We start from the raw sequence: 17,244 nt of genomic DNA on the forward strand, positions 1-17,244 counted from the left end.
CCGGGGCGCCGTCGGCCGACCATGATGTCTGCCCTGATCAGATCGCCATATATCGGGTTATCCCCATATTTGTGTGGAGGTGGCTCGAGAGTGGGGACGGTGGCCAGTTCCATGGTCCTCGTCAAGCGCCTTCGTCACTGTTGAAGGGTGATCAATAGGCATGTGATGAAGGGGGCGCGATGAGATCGTTGACCGTGGGCCTGGCGCTGGCGGTGGGCCTGCTGCCCACGCCCCCGGCGGCGGCCCGCAGCGGAGCGGAGTGGAAGCCGTGCGAGGGCACGGAGATCCCGGCGGGCATGCATTGTGCCGCCGTCGAAGTGCCGGTGGACTGGGCGGATCCCCAAGGGCGAAAAATCACCCTAAAGCTCGCCCGGCTGAAGGCCACGGATCCTGACCGCCGCATCGGAAGTGTCCTCCACATTCCCGGCGGCCCCGGCGGCAGCGGCATCGACCTCCTGACAAGTACGGCGAACGATCTCGCCGAGCTCAGGCAGCGGTTCGACCTGGTCGGCTACGACCCCCGCAACACCGAGACTCTGACCCCGGACAGCTGCAGGCGGCCCGCCGTACCCCAACTGGCAGAGCCGCGCAACCGGCGGGAGTATCACGCCCAGGCCGCCGCGTTCTCCGCCGCTTTCACCAAGTGCCGCGCCGACGACCGCAGCGGCCTGCTCGGCAACCTGGACTCGCTGTCCGTGGCCCGCGACATGGACGCGGTGCGCGCGGCCCTCGGCGAGGAGAAGCTGAGCTTCATGGCGAACTCGTACGGCGGTGTGCCCGCCGCGGCCTACATGCGGCTTTTCCCGCAGCGGATCCGCGCGATGTACCTCGACGGGGTCATCGACCAGGTGTCCGGATGGCACAGCCAGACCCTGCTGGGCTTCCAGGCCATGGAGGAGAGCTTCGCCCGCTTCGCCGACTGGTGCGGCACCACCACGGCCTGTGCCTTGCACGGTGAGGACGTCGGCAAGGTCTGGCGCGCACTCATCCGGCGGGCCGACCGCGATCCCCTCCCGGTGGAGTCGCCAGAATTCGGCAAGGGCAAGCTGACCGGCTCGCTTCTACGGTGGTTCAGCTATTCCGTCGACCCCGGCCCCGGCTCGGAGCGATGGCGTGCCTTCGCCGCCGCGGTCGACAAGGCCCGGCGCGGAGACGGCTCCGCGTTGGCCACCCCCGTGCTCGGCAACTCCCGGGTGTGGTCGATGCCGGCCATGATCGGGAAGACCTGCGGCGACGACCGGGGCTACAGCGGATATGCCCAATACCGCGAGTTCCGCCGCCAGGTGCGGAAGGTCTCCCCGAACTTCGGCGGAGCGACGTTCGACGCCCTGGGCTGCTCCGGCTGGCCGCGCCCGGTCGCCAACCCGTCCCGCCCCCTCCCAGTCCACGACCTCCCACCCGTCCTCGGCCTCGGCACCTGGGGGGACTACGGCATCACCGACTCCCTGGTCCGGCTCGTCCCCGGCTCCACCACCGTCCGCTACGACGGCCCTGGCCACGTGATGTACGCCGGAGGCGACCCCTGCGCCATCGCCCACGCCACCCGCTACCTCACCGACCTGACCCTCCCCCCGCAGGGCACCGTCTGCCACCCGCCTCAGTAGAGCCTCCGGCGCTGTCACAGCACACGCGCGCGATCACCGGTGGCCGGACTCTAACCGATGGGCTGGCGTGGACATTTAGGGAGTTGGCACAAGAACCCGCACAGTGTTCGTCCGCGCGGCCGAAGCACGGGCCGAGTGGGGTGTTTACGGTCGGGGGCATGGCTCGCGTCACGATCGACGATCTGTATCGTCTCGAATTCCCCGGCGACCCCCAACTCCACCCCGATGGGACCAAGGTCGCCTACACCGTCACTCGCGCGAACCGCGACAAGGACGAGAACACCTCCGAGATCTGGCTCGCCGCGCCGGGAACCGCGCCGCGGCGGCTGACCGGGGGGCCGCGTGACTCCTCTCCGCAGTGGTCGCCCGACGGCCGTACGCTGGCCTTTCTCCGCGCCGCGGACGGGGCGCCGCAGATCTGGCTGCTGCCGATGGACGGCGGTGAGGCGCGGCGGCTCACGGAGGCGAAGCTGGGGGCGGGGGCGCCGGTCTGGTCTCCCGACGGCACCGCGATCGTCTACGCCGGGCCGCACGGCGAGCCGGACCCCAATGCGCCGGTCGCCGACGACCGGCTCGATCACAAGGCGGACGGCTCGGGCCTGCTGCGCGGGCTGCGCATGCACCTCGTCACGGTCGACGTCGCGAGCGGCGCGGCCACGCAGGTCACCTCGGGTGACTTCCACGCGGGCAGCCCGGCCTGGTCGCCCGACGGATCCCGGCTGGCGTTCGTGTCGAACATGGACTCCGAGCGCGATCTCGTGGCGGGCAGCCACGTCTACACCGTGGAGGCCGCGGGCGGCGAGCCCAAGGTGCTGACCGAGCCGGACTTCATCTGCACAGGCGTGTGGTGGCACGGCGAGCGCCTGCTGGCCGTCGGCTGGCAGGGCGGGCCCGACGGCCACCAGCGCCTCTACGAGATCGACGGGTCGGACCTGACCGAGCTCGCCGAGGGGCTGGACCGGAACATCATGGTCGGCTCGGCGGCCTACCCGGGGGCGGCGCCGCAGCTCCTCGGGGACGAGGTCGTCTTCTGCGCCCGGGACCGCGGCTTCACCCACGCCTACCGCGCCCCCGGCGAGAAGATCATCGGTGACGACCTGGTCGTCAGCGGCATGAGCGTGGCCGCCGGCCGCATCGCCTACGTGGCGGGCAGCCCCCGGTCGGCGGGCGAGCTGTTCGTCACCGACCTCACCGAGACGACGCAGCTCACGGACCACGCCCTGGCGGACGTGGAGCTGTTCAAGCCCGAGACCCGCGTGTTCACCGCCCCGGACGGCACGCCGGTGGAGGCCTTCATCCTGGCCGACCCGGACCGCGAGCCCGGCCCGGCGCCGCTGCTGCTCGACATCCACGGCGGCCCGCACAACGCCTGGGCGCCGGTGTTCGACGGGGTGCACCTCTACCACCAGGTGCTGGCCGCGCAGGGCTGGACCGTACTCACCGTGAACCCCCGCGCCAGCGACGGGTACGGCGAAGCCTTCTACACCGCCGCAGTCGGAGCGTGGGGCATCGCCGACACAGGCGACTTCCTCACCCCGCTGGACGTGCTGGTCGCGGAGGGGGTCGCCGATCCGGCGCGGCTCGCGGTGACCGGCTACAGTTACGGCGGCTACATGACGTGCTGGCTCACCACCAAGACCGACCGCTTCGCGGCGGCGATCCCCGGTGGTGTCGTCACCGACCTGGTGAGCATGTCGGGCACCTCCGACGCGGGGCTGCATCTCAAGAACCACGAGTGCGGCGCCGACCTGGCCGCCCAGTCGCCGATGACCTTCGTCGAGCAGGTCACCACGCCGACGCTCATCCTCCACGGCCAGGACGACGACCGCTGCCCAATGGGGCAGGCCGAGCAGTGGTTCGCGGCGCTCCGTGAGCGCAAGGTGCCGGTTCGCCTGGTGCGTTACCCGGGTGGGTCCCACCTCTTCATCGTCAATGGCCGTCCGTCACACCGTCGTGACTACAACGAAAGGATCGTTTCGTGGCTGGAGCAGTGGATCCCGGGCGCTGGGGTACCCGACTCGCAGAGCTGATCGCCGAATACGAGGTTCCCGGCGCGACGCTCGCCTTCCTGCACGACGGGGAGGTGCATGAGTTCGCGGCGGGGGTGCTCAACACGGCCACCGGGGTCGAGGCGACGCCCGATTCGTTGTTCCAGATCGGTTCCATCACCAAGGTGTGGACCGCGACGCAGATCATGCTGCTGGTCGAAGAGGGCAGGCTCACCCTGGACACCCCGGTGATCGAGGTGCTGCCGGAGTTCACGCTGCCCGATCCGGAGATCGCCAAGCAGGTCACCATCCGGCACCTGCTGTCGCACACCTCGGGCATCGACGGCGACCTGTTCACCGACGAGCCCGGCCGCGGCGACGACTGCGTCGAGAAGTATGTGGCGCTCTGCGCAGACCTCAGGCAGAACCACCCCATCGGTGTGACCCAGTCGTACTGCAACTCCGGCTTCGTCATCGCGGGCCGCGTGATCGAGCGGCTCACCGGCAAGGTGTGGGACGCCGCGCTGCGCGAGCAGATCATCGAGCCGCTGGGGCTGACCCACACTTACACGCTGCCCGAGGACGTGCTGCGTTTCCGCGCGGCGATGGGCCATGAGGACGGCAAGCCCGCGCCGGTGTGGATGTTGCCGCGATCGGTCGGCCCGGCCGGTCTGATCTGCGCCCGGGCCCGCGACGTGGTCGAGTTCGGCCGCGCGCACCTGTCCGGCAGGCTGCTGAAGCGGCCCGAGGCCATGTGGGAGCCGCAGGTCGCGATCCCGAACCCGCACACTCTCGGCGGCCACTGGGGCGTCGGCTGGATCCTCTCGGAGTGGGACGGCCACAAGGTCGTCTCGCACGGCGGCAACACCATCGGCCAGTCCGCGATGCTGTGGGTGCTGCCCGGCTCGGGCACGGTCGCCTGCCTGCTGGTCAACGGCGGCCAGAGCGGCTCGATCGAGCACGCGGTGGCCACCGAGCTGTTCGCCGAACTCCTCGGCATCGCCGTACCTCCCGTGCTCGGGCCGCCGGCGGAGCCGGTGACCGTGGACGTGGAGCGTTACGTCGGGGTCTACGAGCGGGTCGGCGGTCGCATCACCTTCACCAATGAGAACAACGAGTTCCGGGTGAAATATGAGGCCACCGGTGCGCTCGCCGCCGTGAGCGAGCCCATGGAGGCCACGCTGATCCCGGTGGACGAGCGGACCTTCGTCGGGAAGTTCCGCGACGACCCCTCCTGGGCGTCGCTGGTCTTCTACGAGATCGCCGACGGCACGCCGTATGTCCACTTCGGAGTGCGTGCGACGCCCAAGGTGGCATGAGATCCACGGCGGGGGCCCCGTCGCGCCGGGCCCCCGCCGTACCCCCTGGTTCTAAGGAGTGTTGTGAGCGTCGAGCAGCGGATCGCGGACGTCTTCGCCGAGGCGGACGCCGAGGGGTTTGTCCACGTGCGTGAGGTCGACGGGACGGCCGAGGCGGGGCTTGCGCCCGACGCGCCGGTCGTGCTGGCGTCGGTCTTCAAAGTGCCGGTTCTGGTGGAATACGCGCGGCAGGTCGCGGCGGGCACGCTCGATCCCGGCGAACAGGTCAGCGTGACCGAGGACTACAAGGACGGCGGCATCGGCACGTCGGGCTGTCTGGACGATGTGACGCTGAGCGTGCGCGACGCCGCCCACTTCATGATCACCCAGAGCGACAACGCGGCGACCGACCTGCTGATGCACAAGGTCGGCCTGGAGAACGTGCGCGCCACCCTCGCCGAGCTGGGGCTCAAGCAGACCCGCATCATCGGCGACTGCCGGACGCTGCTCGCCACCGTGCTCACCGACCTCGGCATCTCCTCCTGGGAGGAGATGGGGGACATGGGCGAGGAGCGGATCAGGGCGCTGTCGGTGCTCGACCCCGCGAAGACCACGGCGAGCACCCCGCGCGAGATCACCACCCTGCTGTCGGCGATCTGGCGCGACGAGGCCGGTCCCGCCGGGGCGTGCGCGGAGGTACGCAGGATCATGGGCAACCAGGTCTGGCCGCACCGGTTGTCCTCGGGCTTCGGCGACGAGGTGCGCATCGGCGCCAAGACCGGCACCCTCATGGGGGTCCGCAACGAGGCCGGAGTCCTCACCTTCCCTGACGGGAAGCGTTATGCCGCGGCGGTGTTCGTGCGGCCCCGCGGGCTCGGCCTGCGGTTGCCGAAGGCCGACGCGTCGATCGGCGCGGCGGCGAAGATCGCTGTCGACCATCTTCGTGCCGGAGGACAGCCCTGAAGTCAAATGTCGTCTACTCCCACTATCGTGAGGAGATGACGAATCGTCCGCGTGCCAGCCTGCGTCGAATCCTCGATGACCTGGGCAGCACGCTGCTGGACGTAGCCGCGTCCCCGGGCGAGCTCGACGCCGAGGTCACCGGGGTGCACATCTACGACCCGCTCGACGAGGTGTTCTTCCCCGAGGGCGGGCTGGTGCTCGCCGTCGGAGTCGAGGGGGCCGAGCGCATCTGCGCCCTGCTCGACGAGGCGAAGACCGTGGCGGGCGTCGTCGTCAAACAACCCGTCGACGTGGACGAACGGGTGCGGGCCAAGGTCCTTGAGACCGGCGTCGCGCTGCTCGGGCTCACCCGTGCCGCCTCCTGGGCGCAGGTGGCGGCTCTGATGCGGTCGCTGCTGGCCGAGGGGGCGATCAGCGACCCGGGCGAGAGCACGCCGGACGACCTGTTCGCGCTGGCCAACGCGGTCTGCGCGCTGCTCGACGCGCCGATCACGATCGAGGACCGCTCCTCGCGGGTGCTCGCCTTCTCCGGGCGGCAGGACGAGGCCGACCCGAGCCGGGTCGAGACCGTGCTCGGGCGGCAGGTGCCGGAGAAATACCGGCGCATGCTTGAGGAGGGCGGCTACTTCCGTCAGCTCTACCAGAGCCGCGAGCCGATCCTGATCTCACCGGGGATCGACGTGCTGCCCCGGGTGGCGATCGCGGTGCGGTCGGGCGACGAGATCCTCGGCTCCATCTGGGCGGCGGTCCGCGAGCCCCTCTCCGATCAGCGCCGGGTCGCGCTGATCGACGCGGCGAAGATCGTGGCGCTCCAGTTGCTGCGGCAGCGCGCGGGCGCCGACACCCAGCGCCGGCTCAAGGCGGACCTGCTGTCCACGGTCCTCGCGGGCGGCAAGGAGGCGGCCGAGGCCGCGGGCCGGCTCGGGGTCGCCAGCGAACGCCTCTGCGTGCTCGCCGCCCAGCTCAGCGAGGACACCGCGAGTGACGCGGCCCACCGGGAGGGTGACCGGCAGCGGTTCTGCGACGCGCTCGCGCTTCACGTTGGAGCGATCCATCCCAAGGCCGCGGCGGCGCTGGTCGGGTCGGTGGCTTATGCCATACTCCCGCTGCACGCGAGCGGGGAAGAGGAGACGCGGGCCGTGCGGGTCGCGCAGAGTTTCCTCACCCGGGTCGGGCCGCGGCACTCCGGCAACATCGGCGTGGGGCGGCTCGCGGCCAACCTCGCCGAGGTGTCGAGATCGCGCACCGACGCCGACCGCGCGCTGCGTGTGCTGCGGTCACGGGGGGAGACCGGGCAGGTGGCGGGTTATACGGCCGTGCACTTCGAGTCGCTGCTGCTCCAGCTCGGCGACCTCGTCACGGCCGAGGAGCAGAGCCCGACCGGGCCCTACCAGCGGCTGCTGCGGCACGACGCCGAGCACGGCACCGGGCTTGTGGCCACGCTCAAGGCCTATCTGGACGCCTTCGGGGACGTCAACGCGGCCTCGGCGGCGGTGCATGTGCACCCGAACACGTTCCGCTACCGGCTGCGCCGGCTGACCGAGATCGGGGGGCTCGACCTCGCCGACCCCGACGCCAGGCTGGCCGTGACGTTGCAGATGCGGATTTTCGAGCACCGGAATTAGAGGATCGAGCTTCGAATTCGCCGCCAAGGCCGTGAAAGACCGCCTCCTCCGCATAATCACGTCGTGACAGCCGTGTTCTTCAGTGGTCTTCGAACGGCGGCACGAGGCGTGCTTCTCTTTTCGTCGACATGAACGAAGACCTTCATCGGTGCCGGAGGGAAGGGTGTGGGACACCACCCCCTCTCCTTTCCCGTCTGGAGTCCCCATGCGAAGCACAGCGTTAGCCGCTCTCGGCGCACTCGGTCTTCTCGCCGCCGCCTGCGGTGGCGGAGGGGAATCCGGGGGCGGCGGTAACGTCGCCTCCGCGGAGAACGCCACTTTCACCGCCGCGATCGGCGCCGACCCCGGGCTTCTGGACCCGGCGACGGGTGTCCTGTCGATCACCAACTTCGCGTTGAAGTTCGCCTATGACTCGCTGGTGCACAACGAAGACGGCAAGGTCGTCTCCGGGCTGGCCGAGAAGTGGGACGTTAAGCCCGACTCGGTGACCTTCACGATCCGCAAGGACGTGACGTGTTCAGACGGCTCCAAGGTCACGCCGTCGCAGATCGCGCAGAACTTCACCCACATCGCCGATCCCGCCACCAAGTCACCGATCTACGGTGTCCTCGTGCCCGCCGGGATCGTCGCCAAGGCGGACGACGCCGCGAATACGGTGACGATCAGCACGCCCAAGCCGTACAGCTTCCTCCTGGACGCCGCGTCGGGGATCTACATCGTCTGCGGCAAGGGGCTGGAGGACCGTTCCCTGCTGGCCAAGGGGACGTCGGGCAGCGGTCCCTACACGCTGGCCTCCTCGGTTTCGGGTGACAACTACACCTTCACCAAACGTGAGGGCTACACGTGGGGGCCGGGTGGCAAGGGCAACTCGGAGCCGGGCCAGCCGGGCAAGGTCGTGTTGAAGGTCGTGCCCAACGAGCAGACCGCCGCCAACCTCCTCATTTCCGGCGAGGTCAACAGTGTGAAGGTGTTCGGTGAGGACCGCCCGCGGCTGGAGGCCGCCCCCGGTCTGACGAGGTCTGTGGGAGGCGCGGGCAACGGACAGTTCTTCTACAACCAGAAGGACGGGCTGCCCGGCAGCGAGCTGGAGGTGCGCAAGGCGCTCACCCAGGCGGTGGACCTGCAGGAACTCGGCAAGATCGCCACCGGTGGCAAGGGCAGGCCCGTCAACGGACTCGGCATCGAAGGCATGGAACCCTGCACCGACGACAGCGTCACGGGCGCACTGCCGGCCTTCGACCCCGCCGCCGCAGCGGCCGCCCTGGACGCGGCGGGCTGGAAGACCGGTGCGGACGGCATCCGGGTGAAGAACGGCAAACGGCTCACCATCCGCTATGTCTACGGCACCACCCGGGGCGCGGGCATCGTGGCCGGCGCCGAATATCTCGCGGGAGTGTGGAAGAAGGCGGGCGTCGAGGTCAAACTCAACGGGATCATCGACACCAAGCTGGCCGAGGTCCTGAACAGCAGCGGTGACTGGGACGTGATCTGGTTGCCCATCGGCGTCACGAACCCCTCGCAGCTGATGGGCTTCTTCTCCGGCCCCTCCGCGCCGAAGGGGGCGAACTTCGGTCACCTCGACAACAAGACCTATGTCGAGAAGGCCACCGAGGCCCTGAAGACGCCCGGTCCCGAGGGGTGCAAGCTCTGGGCCGAGGCCGAGCGGGCGCTGTTCACCAACTTCGACCTGATTCCGGTAGTCGAGAACACCGTTCTGTTCGCCAACAAGGGCGCCACGAACAAGTTCTTCGGCGACCAGATCGTCCCCACCTCGATTCGTATGACCGGCTCCAGCTGAGAGCCGTCCGTCCAGAAAGGCGGGTCACCCGGTGTTTTCCGGGTGACCCGCCTTTCGCGTATGGTGAAGCACCTTTTCGTAGCGCCGGGTCCGGTGTTCGGGTTCTCGCCTGCCTGGCGGAAGATCTTCGAGCAACGGCACCAGTGGCGAAACATATTTTGTCCGACGGGATGAAGACCGCATTTGGTGTCGCCAAGGAGGCTATACACCACCTCTCCCGCCCCCTATGGAGCCACCTGATATGAACAAGACCGGAGCGGTCGCCACCCTCGGCGTCCTCGGAATGCTCGCCGCCGCCTGCGGATCCTCCCCCTCCGCCTCGGGCGGCAAGCCCGGCGGAGCGCCCGCGGAGAACGCCACCTTCACCTTCGCCATCTCGGCGGACCCGGGCTCTCTCGACCCCGCGATGGCGGTCGACGGCGCCACCCGGGCCACCGTCAACGTCGCCTACGACACGCTGGTGAGCATCACCCCCGACGGCAAGACCGTCTCCAACCTGGCGGAGAAGTGGGACGTCAAGCCCACCGAGGTGACCTTCACCCTGCGCAAGGGCATCACCTGTTCCGACGGGTCGCCGCTCACGGCGTCGGAGGTCGCGGCGAACTTCACCCAGATCACCGACCCGGCCTCCAAGTCGCCGCTCCGGGGGGTGCTGGTGCCGCCCGACATGAAGGCCGAGGGGGACGACGCCGCCGGCACGGTGACGTTGAGCATGCCCAAGGCGTACAGCTTCATCCTGGAGAACGCCCGCGACGTCTTCATCGTGTGCGGCAAGGGTATGAAGGACCGTTCCATTCTGGCCAAGCAGACCTCCGGCACCGGCCCCTACGTGCTGTCGGACATGGTGGCGGGGGACACCTACAACTTCACCCGGCGCGAGGGCTACACCTGGGGTCCGGGCGGCGCGACCAACAGCGAGCCCGGCCAGCCCGCCAAAATCGTGGCGAGAGTGGTGACCAACGAGCAGACGGCGGCCAACATGCTGCTCTCCGGCCAGCTCAACCTGGGGATGTTCAGCGGGACCGACCGGGCACGGCTGGAGGCGCACCCGAGCATCAGCAAGCGCGTGATCCCCTTCGTCAACGCCGACGTGATCTTCCACCAGGCCAAGGGACGCGTGGGCGCCGACCCCGCGGTGCGCAAGGCCCTCCTGCAAGGGCTGAACCTCGACGAACTCGCCCAGGTCTCCTCCAGCAAGACCGGTCAGCCCGCCAAGGTGATGCCGATGCAGCCGACCCCCTGCGCCGGGGACAACGTCGCGGGCAACCGCCCGGCCTTCGACGCGGCGGCAGCGGACGCGGCCCTCACCGCCGCGGGCTGGAAGCCCGGCCCCGACGGGATCAGGGTCAAGGACGGCAAGCGGCTGACCTTGGACTTCATCTACACCAACTCGCTCGGCCCGGGCGCGCAGGCGGCGGCGGAATATGTCGCCGACGCCTGGAAGAAGGTGGGCGTCGAGACCAAGCTCAACGGGCTCACCGCCGCCAAGCTCTGGGACACCCTCGACCGCACCGGCACCTGGGACGTGGTGTGGAACACGATCGGCGTGGCGCTGCCCTCGCAGCTCGTGGGCTTCTACTCCGGCCCCTCCGCCCCCAAGGGCGCCAACTTCAGCAAGGTCGACAACAAGGAGTACACCGACCTCACGAACCAGGCCATGAAGCTGACCGGGGCGCCCGCCTGCGAGCTGTGGAACAAGGCCGAGGCCGCCCTGATCAAGAACGCCGACGTCACCCCGGTCGTGGAGCTGACCATGCTCGTCGCCTCCAAGGACGCGACCGCCGACCTGTTCGGCACCCTGGTCATGTCCCACTCCATCCGGATGACCAAGAAGTAGACCGCCGGTCTCGTCCCCGGAGCCGCCGCAGGGTGCCGTCTTCGAACAACGGCACCACCTGCGACCCGTCTTTTGTCCGCGGGAACGAAGACCCTCCAGGTGTGGGCGGGGAACCTGTACACACCACCTCGCAACACGGAGCCACCTCACCATGAACAAATCCGGAGCCATCGCCGCAGTCGGGGTCCTGGGGCTGCTGGCCACAGCCTGCGGGTCCTCGACCGGCGGCGGCACAGGTGGCGCGCCCGCCGAGAACGCCACCTTCACGTACGGCATCGCCGGCGACCCCGGCGCCCTGGACCCCGCCATGGCTATCAGCGGCATCACCAACGCCGCGCTGAGCGTGGCCTACGACTACCTGGTCAACAGGAACGCGGACGGCAAGATCGTCTCCGGGCTGGCCGAGAAGTGGGACGTCAAACCCACGGAGGTGACCTTTACCCTCCGCAAGGACATCACCTGCTCCGACGGGACAAAGGTCACGCCATCGGACGTTGCCGCGAACTACACCCACCTCCTCGACCCGGCCACGAAGTCCCCCCTCGTGGGGATCCTGGTGCCCCCCGAGATGAAGGCCAAGGCGGACGACGCCGCCGGCACGGTGACGCTGAGCACGCCTCAGCCGTTCAGCTTCATCCTGGAAACCACGGCCAACGTCTTCATCGCCTGCGGCCAGGGGCTGAAAGACCGCTCCATCCTGGCCCGGCAGACCTCGGGAACCGGGCCCTACGTCCTCTCCGACATGATGGCCGGCGACTCGTACACCTACACGAAGCGCGAGGGCTACACGTGGGGGCCCGGCGGCGTGACCAACAACGAGGCGGGCATGCCCGCCAAGGTCGTGGTGAAGGTGGTGCCCAACGAGCAGACCGCGGCGAACCTCCTGATGTCCGGCGGACTCACGCTGGGCATGTTCGGCGGCACCGACCGGGCACGGCTGGAGGCGTCGCCCGCGATCACCAAGCGCGACATCCCGTTCGGCAACTCCGACCTGCTCTTCAACCAGGCGAAGGGCAGGCCCTTCGCCGGCCTCGCCGTGCGCAGGGCCGTCGCCCAGGCGCTGAACCTCGACGAACTCGCCAAGGTCGCCTCCAGCGGCAAGGGCCGCCCGCCGACGAGCCTCGTCATGAAGCCGGGCCCGTGCACCGGCGACACCGTCGCGGGCAACCGCCCCGCCTTCGATGCGGCGGCGGCGGGCGCGGCGCTCACCGAGGCCGGCTGGCAGCCGGGACCCGACGGGATCAGGGTCAAGGACGGCCAGAAGCTGACCTTGACCTACCTCTACACCCCCTCAATGGGACCGGGCGCGCAGGCCGCGGCGGAATACATCGCCGGAGAGTGGAAGAAGGCCGGGGTCGAGGTCAAGCTCGCCTCCGCCACCGTCGGCAAGATGAACGAGACCATGGGCAGCGGCGGCGACTGGGACGTCGCGTGGGTCTCGGTCGGTGTGCCGCTCCCCTCCCAGCTCATGGGCTTCTACTCCGGCCCCGCCGCGCCGAAGGGGTCGAACTTCGGCGGCGTCGACAACAAGGAATACGTCCGGCTCAGCGAGGACGCCATGAAACTCACCGGCGAGCCCGCGTGCGAGTTGTGGAACAAGGCCGAGTCGGCACTGGTCAAGAACCTCGACGTGCTCCCCGTGGTGGAGAACACCATGCTCGTGGCCGGCAAGAACGCGACCGCGGGCAACCTCGGCTACATGATCCTGCCGACGACCATCCGCATGACGAAGGGAAGCTAAGTGTTCGCACTGCGCCGCCTGATTCGCTTCATGGTGTCGCTGGCGGTGCTCGTGGTGGCGTCCTTCGCGATGATCCACCTCATCCCCGGCGACCCCATCAGGGTCGCCCTGGGCATGAACGCACCGCCGGAGCTGGTCGCCCAGCGCCGTGAGGAACTGGGCCTCAACAACCCGTTGCACGAGCAACTCCTCGCCTACATCCAGCAGATCTTCAGCGGGGAGTTCGGCACCTCCTTCATGAGCAGGGAACCCGTCGGGCAGATCATCGTCGACCGCCTGCCGAACACCCTCGCCCTCGGCGTGCTCGCCACCCTGGTCACCCTGCTCGTCGCGATCCCCCTCGGCATGTGGGCCGGCATCCGCACCGAGAACGGCCGCAACCGGGGCACCGAGATCGGCTTCACCTCGACCACCGGCGCCGCCGTCGCGGTGCCGGAGTTCCTCTACTCGATCGCGCTCGTGGTCGTCTTCGCCATCGGCCTCCAGTGGTTCCCCCCGGCGGGACGCGAAGGCGTCGCCTCCTATGTGCTGCCCATCCTCGCTCTGTCGATCGGGCCGATCGCGATGGTCGCCCGGCTCGCGCGGGTGGAGACGCTCAGAGAGCTCGGCACCGACTACATCCGCCTGGCCCGCGCGAAGCGGCTACCGGAGTTCCGGCTCTACTTCCGCCACCTGCTGCCGAACACCCTGACCGCCACCCTCACCATCGGCGGCCTGCTGCTCGGCGGGCTCATCGCGGGCAGCGTGCTCGTCGAATATGTCTTCGCCTGGCCGGGGCTCGGCATGCGGATGGTCGAGTCGATCACGCAGAAGGACTATCCGGTCGCCCAGGCGATCATCCTCGTCTACGGCGCGATCGTGCTGGTGGTGAACCTCGTGGTGGACCTCATTCTGGCCAAGCTGGATCCCAAGTCGATGATCAAGGAGTCCTGATGCGCCAGCTCCTGCGCACCGCGACCGGGGTGATCGGGCTTGTCCTCGTCACGCTCACACTCGTGATCGCGATCATCGGCCCGGTGATCTGGGGCGACGAGGCCGAAGCCGTCAACGCCGGCGCCGCCCTGCAAGGCGCCTCGGCCGAGCACTGGCTCGGCACCGACCACCTCGGCCGCGACATCATGGCCAGAGTGCTGGCCGCCGGGCAGTTCACCGTCACTCTGGCCTTCCTCGCCACCGCGATCGGCACGGTGGCCGGCATGGTGCTCGGCCTCCTGCCCGTCGTGCTGCCGCGGCGCCTCGGGCGGTTCGTGACCTCCGCCGTCAACGCGCTGGTGGCCTTCCCCTCGCTGCTGCTGGCGATGTTCACCGCGGTCGTCGCCGGCCTCGGCGCCAGGGGAGCGGTCCTCGGCATCGGCGTCGCCTTCGCCCCCTCCATCGCCCGCCTCACCCAGACCCTGGCCGCCTCGGTGGCGAACGCCGACTACGTCGCGGCGGCCCGCCTCCTGCGGGTGCCCCGCTGGCGCATCGCCACCCGGCACGTGATGCCGAACATCGCAGAACCGGTCATCCTCAACCTCACCACCGTGCTCGGCGGCAGCCTGGTCGCGATGTCGGGGATGTCGTTCCTCGGTCTCGGTGTGCAGCCGCCGTCCTACGACTGGGGCCGCCTCCTGTTCGACGGGTTCGCCCGCATCTACGTCGACCCGGTGGTCGCCATCGGCCCCGCCGTGGCCATCGTGGCCGCCGGTGTCGGCTTCAACCTCATCGGCGAGGCACTCGCCAGGTCCGTCGCCCGCACCCCCGCCCGCGCCAAGCAGGGAGGCCGTACGGCGAAAGCCGGCAAGGCGGCCGGCTCCCAGCCCGTCGAGGGCGCCGTGCTGGACGTCAAGGACCTCACGGTCACCTTCCCCGGCGCGGTCACCCCCGTGCGCGGACTGTCCCTCACGCTCATGCCCGGCGAGATCGTCGGCCTGGTGGGCGAGTCGGGCAGCGGCAAGAGCATGACGGCCAACGCCGTCGGCGGGCTCGTGGCCTACCCCGGCGTCGTGACCAGCGCGCGCATGCGGCTCTGCGGCGAGGAGCTCACCGAGCTCGGCCAGGCCAAACGCCGCAAGCTGATGGGCACCTCGATGGCCATGGTGTTCCAGGACCCCATGGCGTCGCTCAACCCCGCGCTCAAGGTCGGCGGGCAGCTCTCCGAGGTGTCGATCGTGCACCAGGGCGCGGGGCCCAAGGCGGCCTGGGACCGTGCGGTGGACCGCCTCGGGCACGTGCACATCCCCGACCCGGAGAAGCGCGCCCGGCAGCACCCGCACGAGTTCTCCGGCGGCATGCGCCAGCGGGCCGTCATCGCCATGGGCCTCATGGGCACGCCCAGGCTGCTCATCGCCGACGAGCCGACCACCGCGCTCGACGTCACCGTGCAGCGCCAGATCCTCAAGCTGCTGCGCGAGGTCGCCGACGAGACCGGCGCCGCCGCGCTGTTCATCTCGCACGACATCGCCGTGGTCAGCGAGCTGTGCCACCGGGTCATGGTGATGTACGCGGGGAACGTCGTGGAGGAGCTGCCCGTCGCCGCCCTCGCCACGGATGCCAGGCACCCGTACACGCGGGCGCTCGTCGCCTCCCTGCCCGACATGGAGACCGACCGCGACAAACCGCTCGCCAGCATCCCCGGGCACCAGCCGTCCCCGGCCGACGTCGGCGCCGGCTGCGCATTCGCGGCCCGCTGCGCGCTGGCCACCGACAAGTGCGCCGAAAGCCCGCCGCTCGACCGGACCGCCGACGGCCGCGCCGTGGCCTGCTGGCACCCCGTGATCTCGAAAGCCGAGGTGGCCGTCCCATGAAGATCGAAGGCATGACCGTGCGGTTCGGGGCGTTCACCGCGGTCGACGACGTCACCCTGGAGGTGCCGCCGGGGTCGATCGTCGGGCTGGTGGGCGAATCCGGATCGGGCAAGTCGACCGTGGCCAAGGCCGTGTGCGGGCTCGTGCCGTACTCCGGGAAGATCACCGGGGTCGACGTGACGCGGGTGCAGATGGTGTTCCAGGACCCCTACGCCTCGCTCAATCCGCGCATGACCGTCGCCGCCTCGGTGGCCGAGGGGCTGCGCCTGCCGCGCGCCGCTCGCGACGCCGAGGTCGAGCGGCTGCTTGAGCTTGTGACGCTGCCGACGATATGCGCCGGGCGCTACCCGCGTGAGCTGTCCGGCGGGCAGCGCCAGCGAGTCGCCATCGCGCGGGCGCTCGGCGCGAAGCCGTCGCTGCTCGTGGCCGACGAGATCACTTCGGCGCTGGACGTGTCGGTGCAGGGCGCGGTGCTCAATCTGATCCGCTCGCTGCGCGAGGAACTCGGGTTGTCGATGTTGTTCATCTCGCACAACCTCGCCGTCGTCCGCTACGTGTCGGACGTCGTGGCGGTGATGCAGAAGGGCAAGCTCGTGGAGGTGGGGCCGGCCGAGCAGGTCGTCGGCTCACCACAGCACGACTACACGCGCGAGCTGCTTGAGGCCGTGCCCAGGCTCAGGAGCTGACCCTCGCGGATCGCGTCGCACAGGGTCCGCAGCGCCCTGTGCGGCGCCGAGCCCGGCTCGGCGGTGTAGGCCACGATGCGCTGGTCGGTGTCCTGGATCCACAGGATCTGACAGATCACCTCGAAGGGGCCGGTCAGCGGGTGGTAGAGATGCTTGCTCATGTTGCGTTTAACGGCGATCCTGTGGTCCGCCCACAGACCGGCGAAGTGCGGACTCGACGCGGACAGCTCCTGGACGAGGTCACGAATGGCCTGATTGCCGGGAAAACGGGCGGCTGAGGCGCGCAGATCGGCCACGAGGAGTTCGCCGAGATAGTCGCGTTCGGGATACCAAGCGCGGGTCTGCTCGTCGGGTTCGCGGAAGGCCCACCGGATGACATTGCGGTCGTGCGCGGCCCGCGTCTCAAGGCCGCCCATGACCACACTCGCCATCGTGTTCCAGGCCAGCACGTCGTAGATCGGGTTTACCACGAAGGCGGGGACCTCGGCCATGTTGCTCAGCAGGAGCCGGATCTCCGGCGTCACCTCGCCGGGCGCGGGGCTCACGAGGGGATGCGACCGGCCGGCCAGGTGGAACAGGTGCGCCCGCTCGTCGGCGTTCAGCATGAGCGCCCGGCCGAGCGCGTTGAGCACCTGCCGCGACGGCGTCGGCCCCCGGCCCTGCTCCAGCCGGATGTAGTAGTCGATGGACATGCCCGCGAGCTGCGCGACCTCCTGGCGGCGCAACCCCGGGGTACGGCGGCTGCCGCCCTCTGGCAGCCCCACCTCCCTCGGCGTGACGTGGGCCCGCCGCGAGCGCAGGAAGTGCGCGAGCTGCTGTTTGTCCATGTGGTCAGGATGCCGCAATCAGGGACGCCGTGGGTGGTACCGCTGATCCCAGTCTCAGGTGGTCTCTCCAGCTTCGCGGCCGGCCGGGTCA

The 17,244-nt window shown here is 69.6% G+C and carries 12 protein-coding genes; 11 read left to right on the forward strand and 1 reads right to left on the reverse strand.

The window, feature by feature from the left end; translation table 11 throughout:
• Positions 1-179 precede the first annotated feature (179 nt).
• From Ssi02_RS03140 to Ssi02_RS03190, 11 genes are all read left to right on the forward strand, one after another.
• On the forward strand, positions 180-1,604 hold the full coding sequence (locus Ssi02_RS03140; protein ID WP_204020805.1) for an alpha/beta fold hydrolase: 1,425 nt from the start codon (positions 180-182) through the stop codon (positions 1,602-1,604).
• A gap of 158 nt (positions 1,605-1,762) precedes the next feature.
• Positions 1,763-3,634, forward strand: a complete 1,872-nt coding sequence (locus tag Ssi02_RS03145; RefSeq protein WP_204020807.1) for a S9 family peptidase — start codon at positions 1,763-1,765, stop codon at positions 3,632-3,634.
• Positions 3,583-4,911 (forward strand): serine hydrolase, encoded by a 1,329-nt coding sequence (locus tag Ssi02_RS03150; protein WP_239128560.1) that lies wholly within the window; start codon positions 3,583-3,585, stop codon positions 4,909-4,911. The genes Ssi02_RS03145 and Ssi02_RS03150 overlap by 52 nt, the downstream gene beginning before the upstream one ends.
• Positions 4,912-4,974: 63 nt before the next feature.
• A complete protein-coding gene (locus tag Ssi02_RS03155; RefSeq protein ID WP_239128561.1) occupies positions 4,975-5,853 on the forward strand; it encodes a serine hydrolase in 879 nt (292 codons plus the stop codon).
• 35 nt (positions 5,854-5,888) lie between these two features.
• A complete protein-coding gene (locus Ssi02_RS03160) occupies positions 5,889-7,478 on the forward strand; it encodes a PucR family transcriptional regulator (protein WP_204020809.1) in 1,590 nt (529 codons plus the stop codon).
• 205 nt (positions 7,479-7,683) lie between these two features.
• Complete coding sequence (locus Ssi02_RS03165) at positions 7,684-9,276, forward strand: ABC transporter substrate-binding protein (protein WP_204020811.1); 1,593 nt, start codon at positions 7,684-7,686, stop codon at positions 9,274-9,276.
• 241 nt (positions 9,277-9,517) lie between these two features.
• Positions 9,518-11,113, forward strand: a complete 1,596-nt coding sequence (locus tag Ssi02_RS03170; protein ID WP_204020813.1) for an ABC transporter substrate-binding protein — start codon at positions 9,518-9,520, stop codon at positions 11,111-11,113.
• A 151-nt stretch (positions 11,114-11,264) separates the two neighbouring features.
• Positions 11,265-12,854 carry an ABC transporter substrate-binding protein gene (locus Ssi02_RS03175; RefSeq protein WP_204020815.1) on the forward strand — a complete coding sequence of 530 codons (1,590 nt, stop codon included), beginning with the start codon at positions 11,265-11,267 and terminating at the stop codon, positions 12,852-12,854.
• Positions 12,855-13,787: an ABC transporter permease gene (locus Ssi02_RS03180; protein WP_239128562.1), complete on the forward strand. Its 933-nt coding sequence runs from the start codon at positions 12,855-12,857 to the stop codon at positions 13,785-13,787.
• Positions 13,787-15,640, forward strand: coding sequence for a dipeptide/oligopeptide/nickel ABC transporter permease/ATP-binding protein (locus Ssi02_RS03185; protein WP_204020817.1), 1,854 nt, complete (start codon positions 13,787-13,789; stop codon positions 15,638-15,640). Before Ssi02_RS03180 ends, Ssi02_RS03185 begins: the two co-directional genes overlap by 1 nt.
• Entirely contained in the window at positions 15,637-16,326 is a 690-nt protein-coding gene (locus Ssi02_RS03190; protein ID WP_204020819.1) for an ABC transporter ATP-binding protein, read from the forward strand. The genes Ssi02_RS03185 and Ssi02_RS03190 overlap by 4 nt, the downstream gene beginning before the upstream one ends.
• Here Ssi02_RS03190 and Ssi02_RS03195 read toward each other — a convergent pair.
• Complete coding sequence (locus Ssi02_RS03195; protein WP_204020821.1) at positions 16,281-17,153, reverse strand: helix-turn-helix transcriptional regulator; 873 nt, start codon at positions 17,151-17,153, stop codon at positions 16,281-16,283. The genes Ssi02_RS03190 and Ssi02_RS03195 overlap by 46 nt on opposite strands.
• Positions 17,154-17,244: the final 91 nt, after the last annotated feature.

The organism is Sinosporangium siamense (assembly GCF_016863435.1).
GTDB lineage: Bacteria > Actinomycetota > Actinomycetes > Streptosporangiales > Streptosporangiaceae > Sinosporangium > Sinosporangium siamense.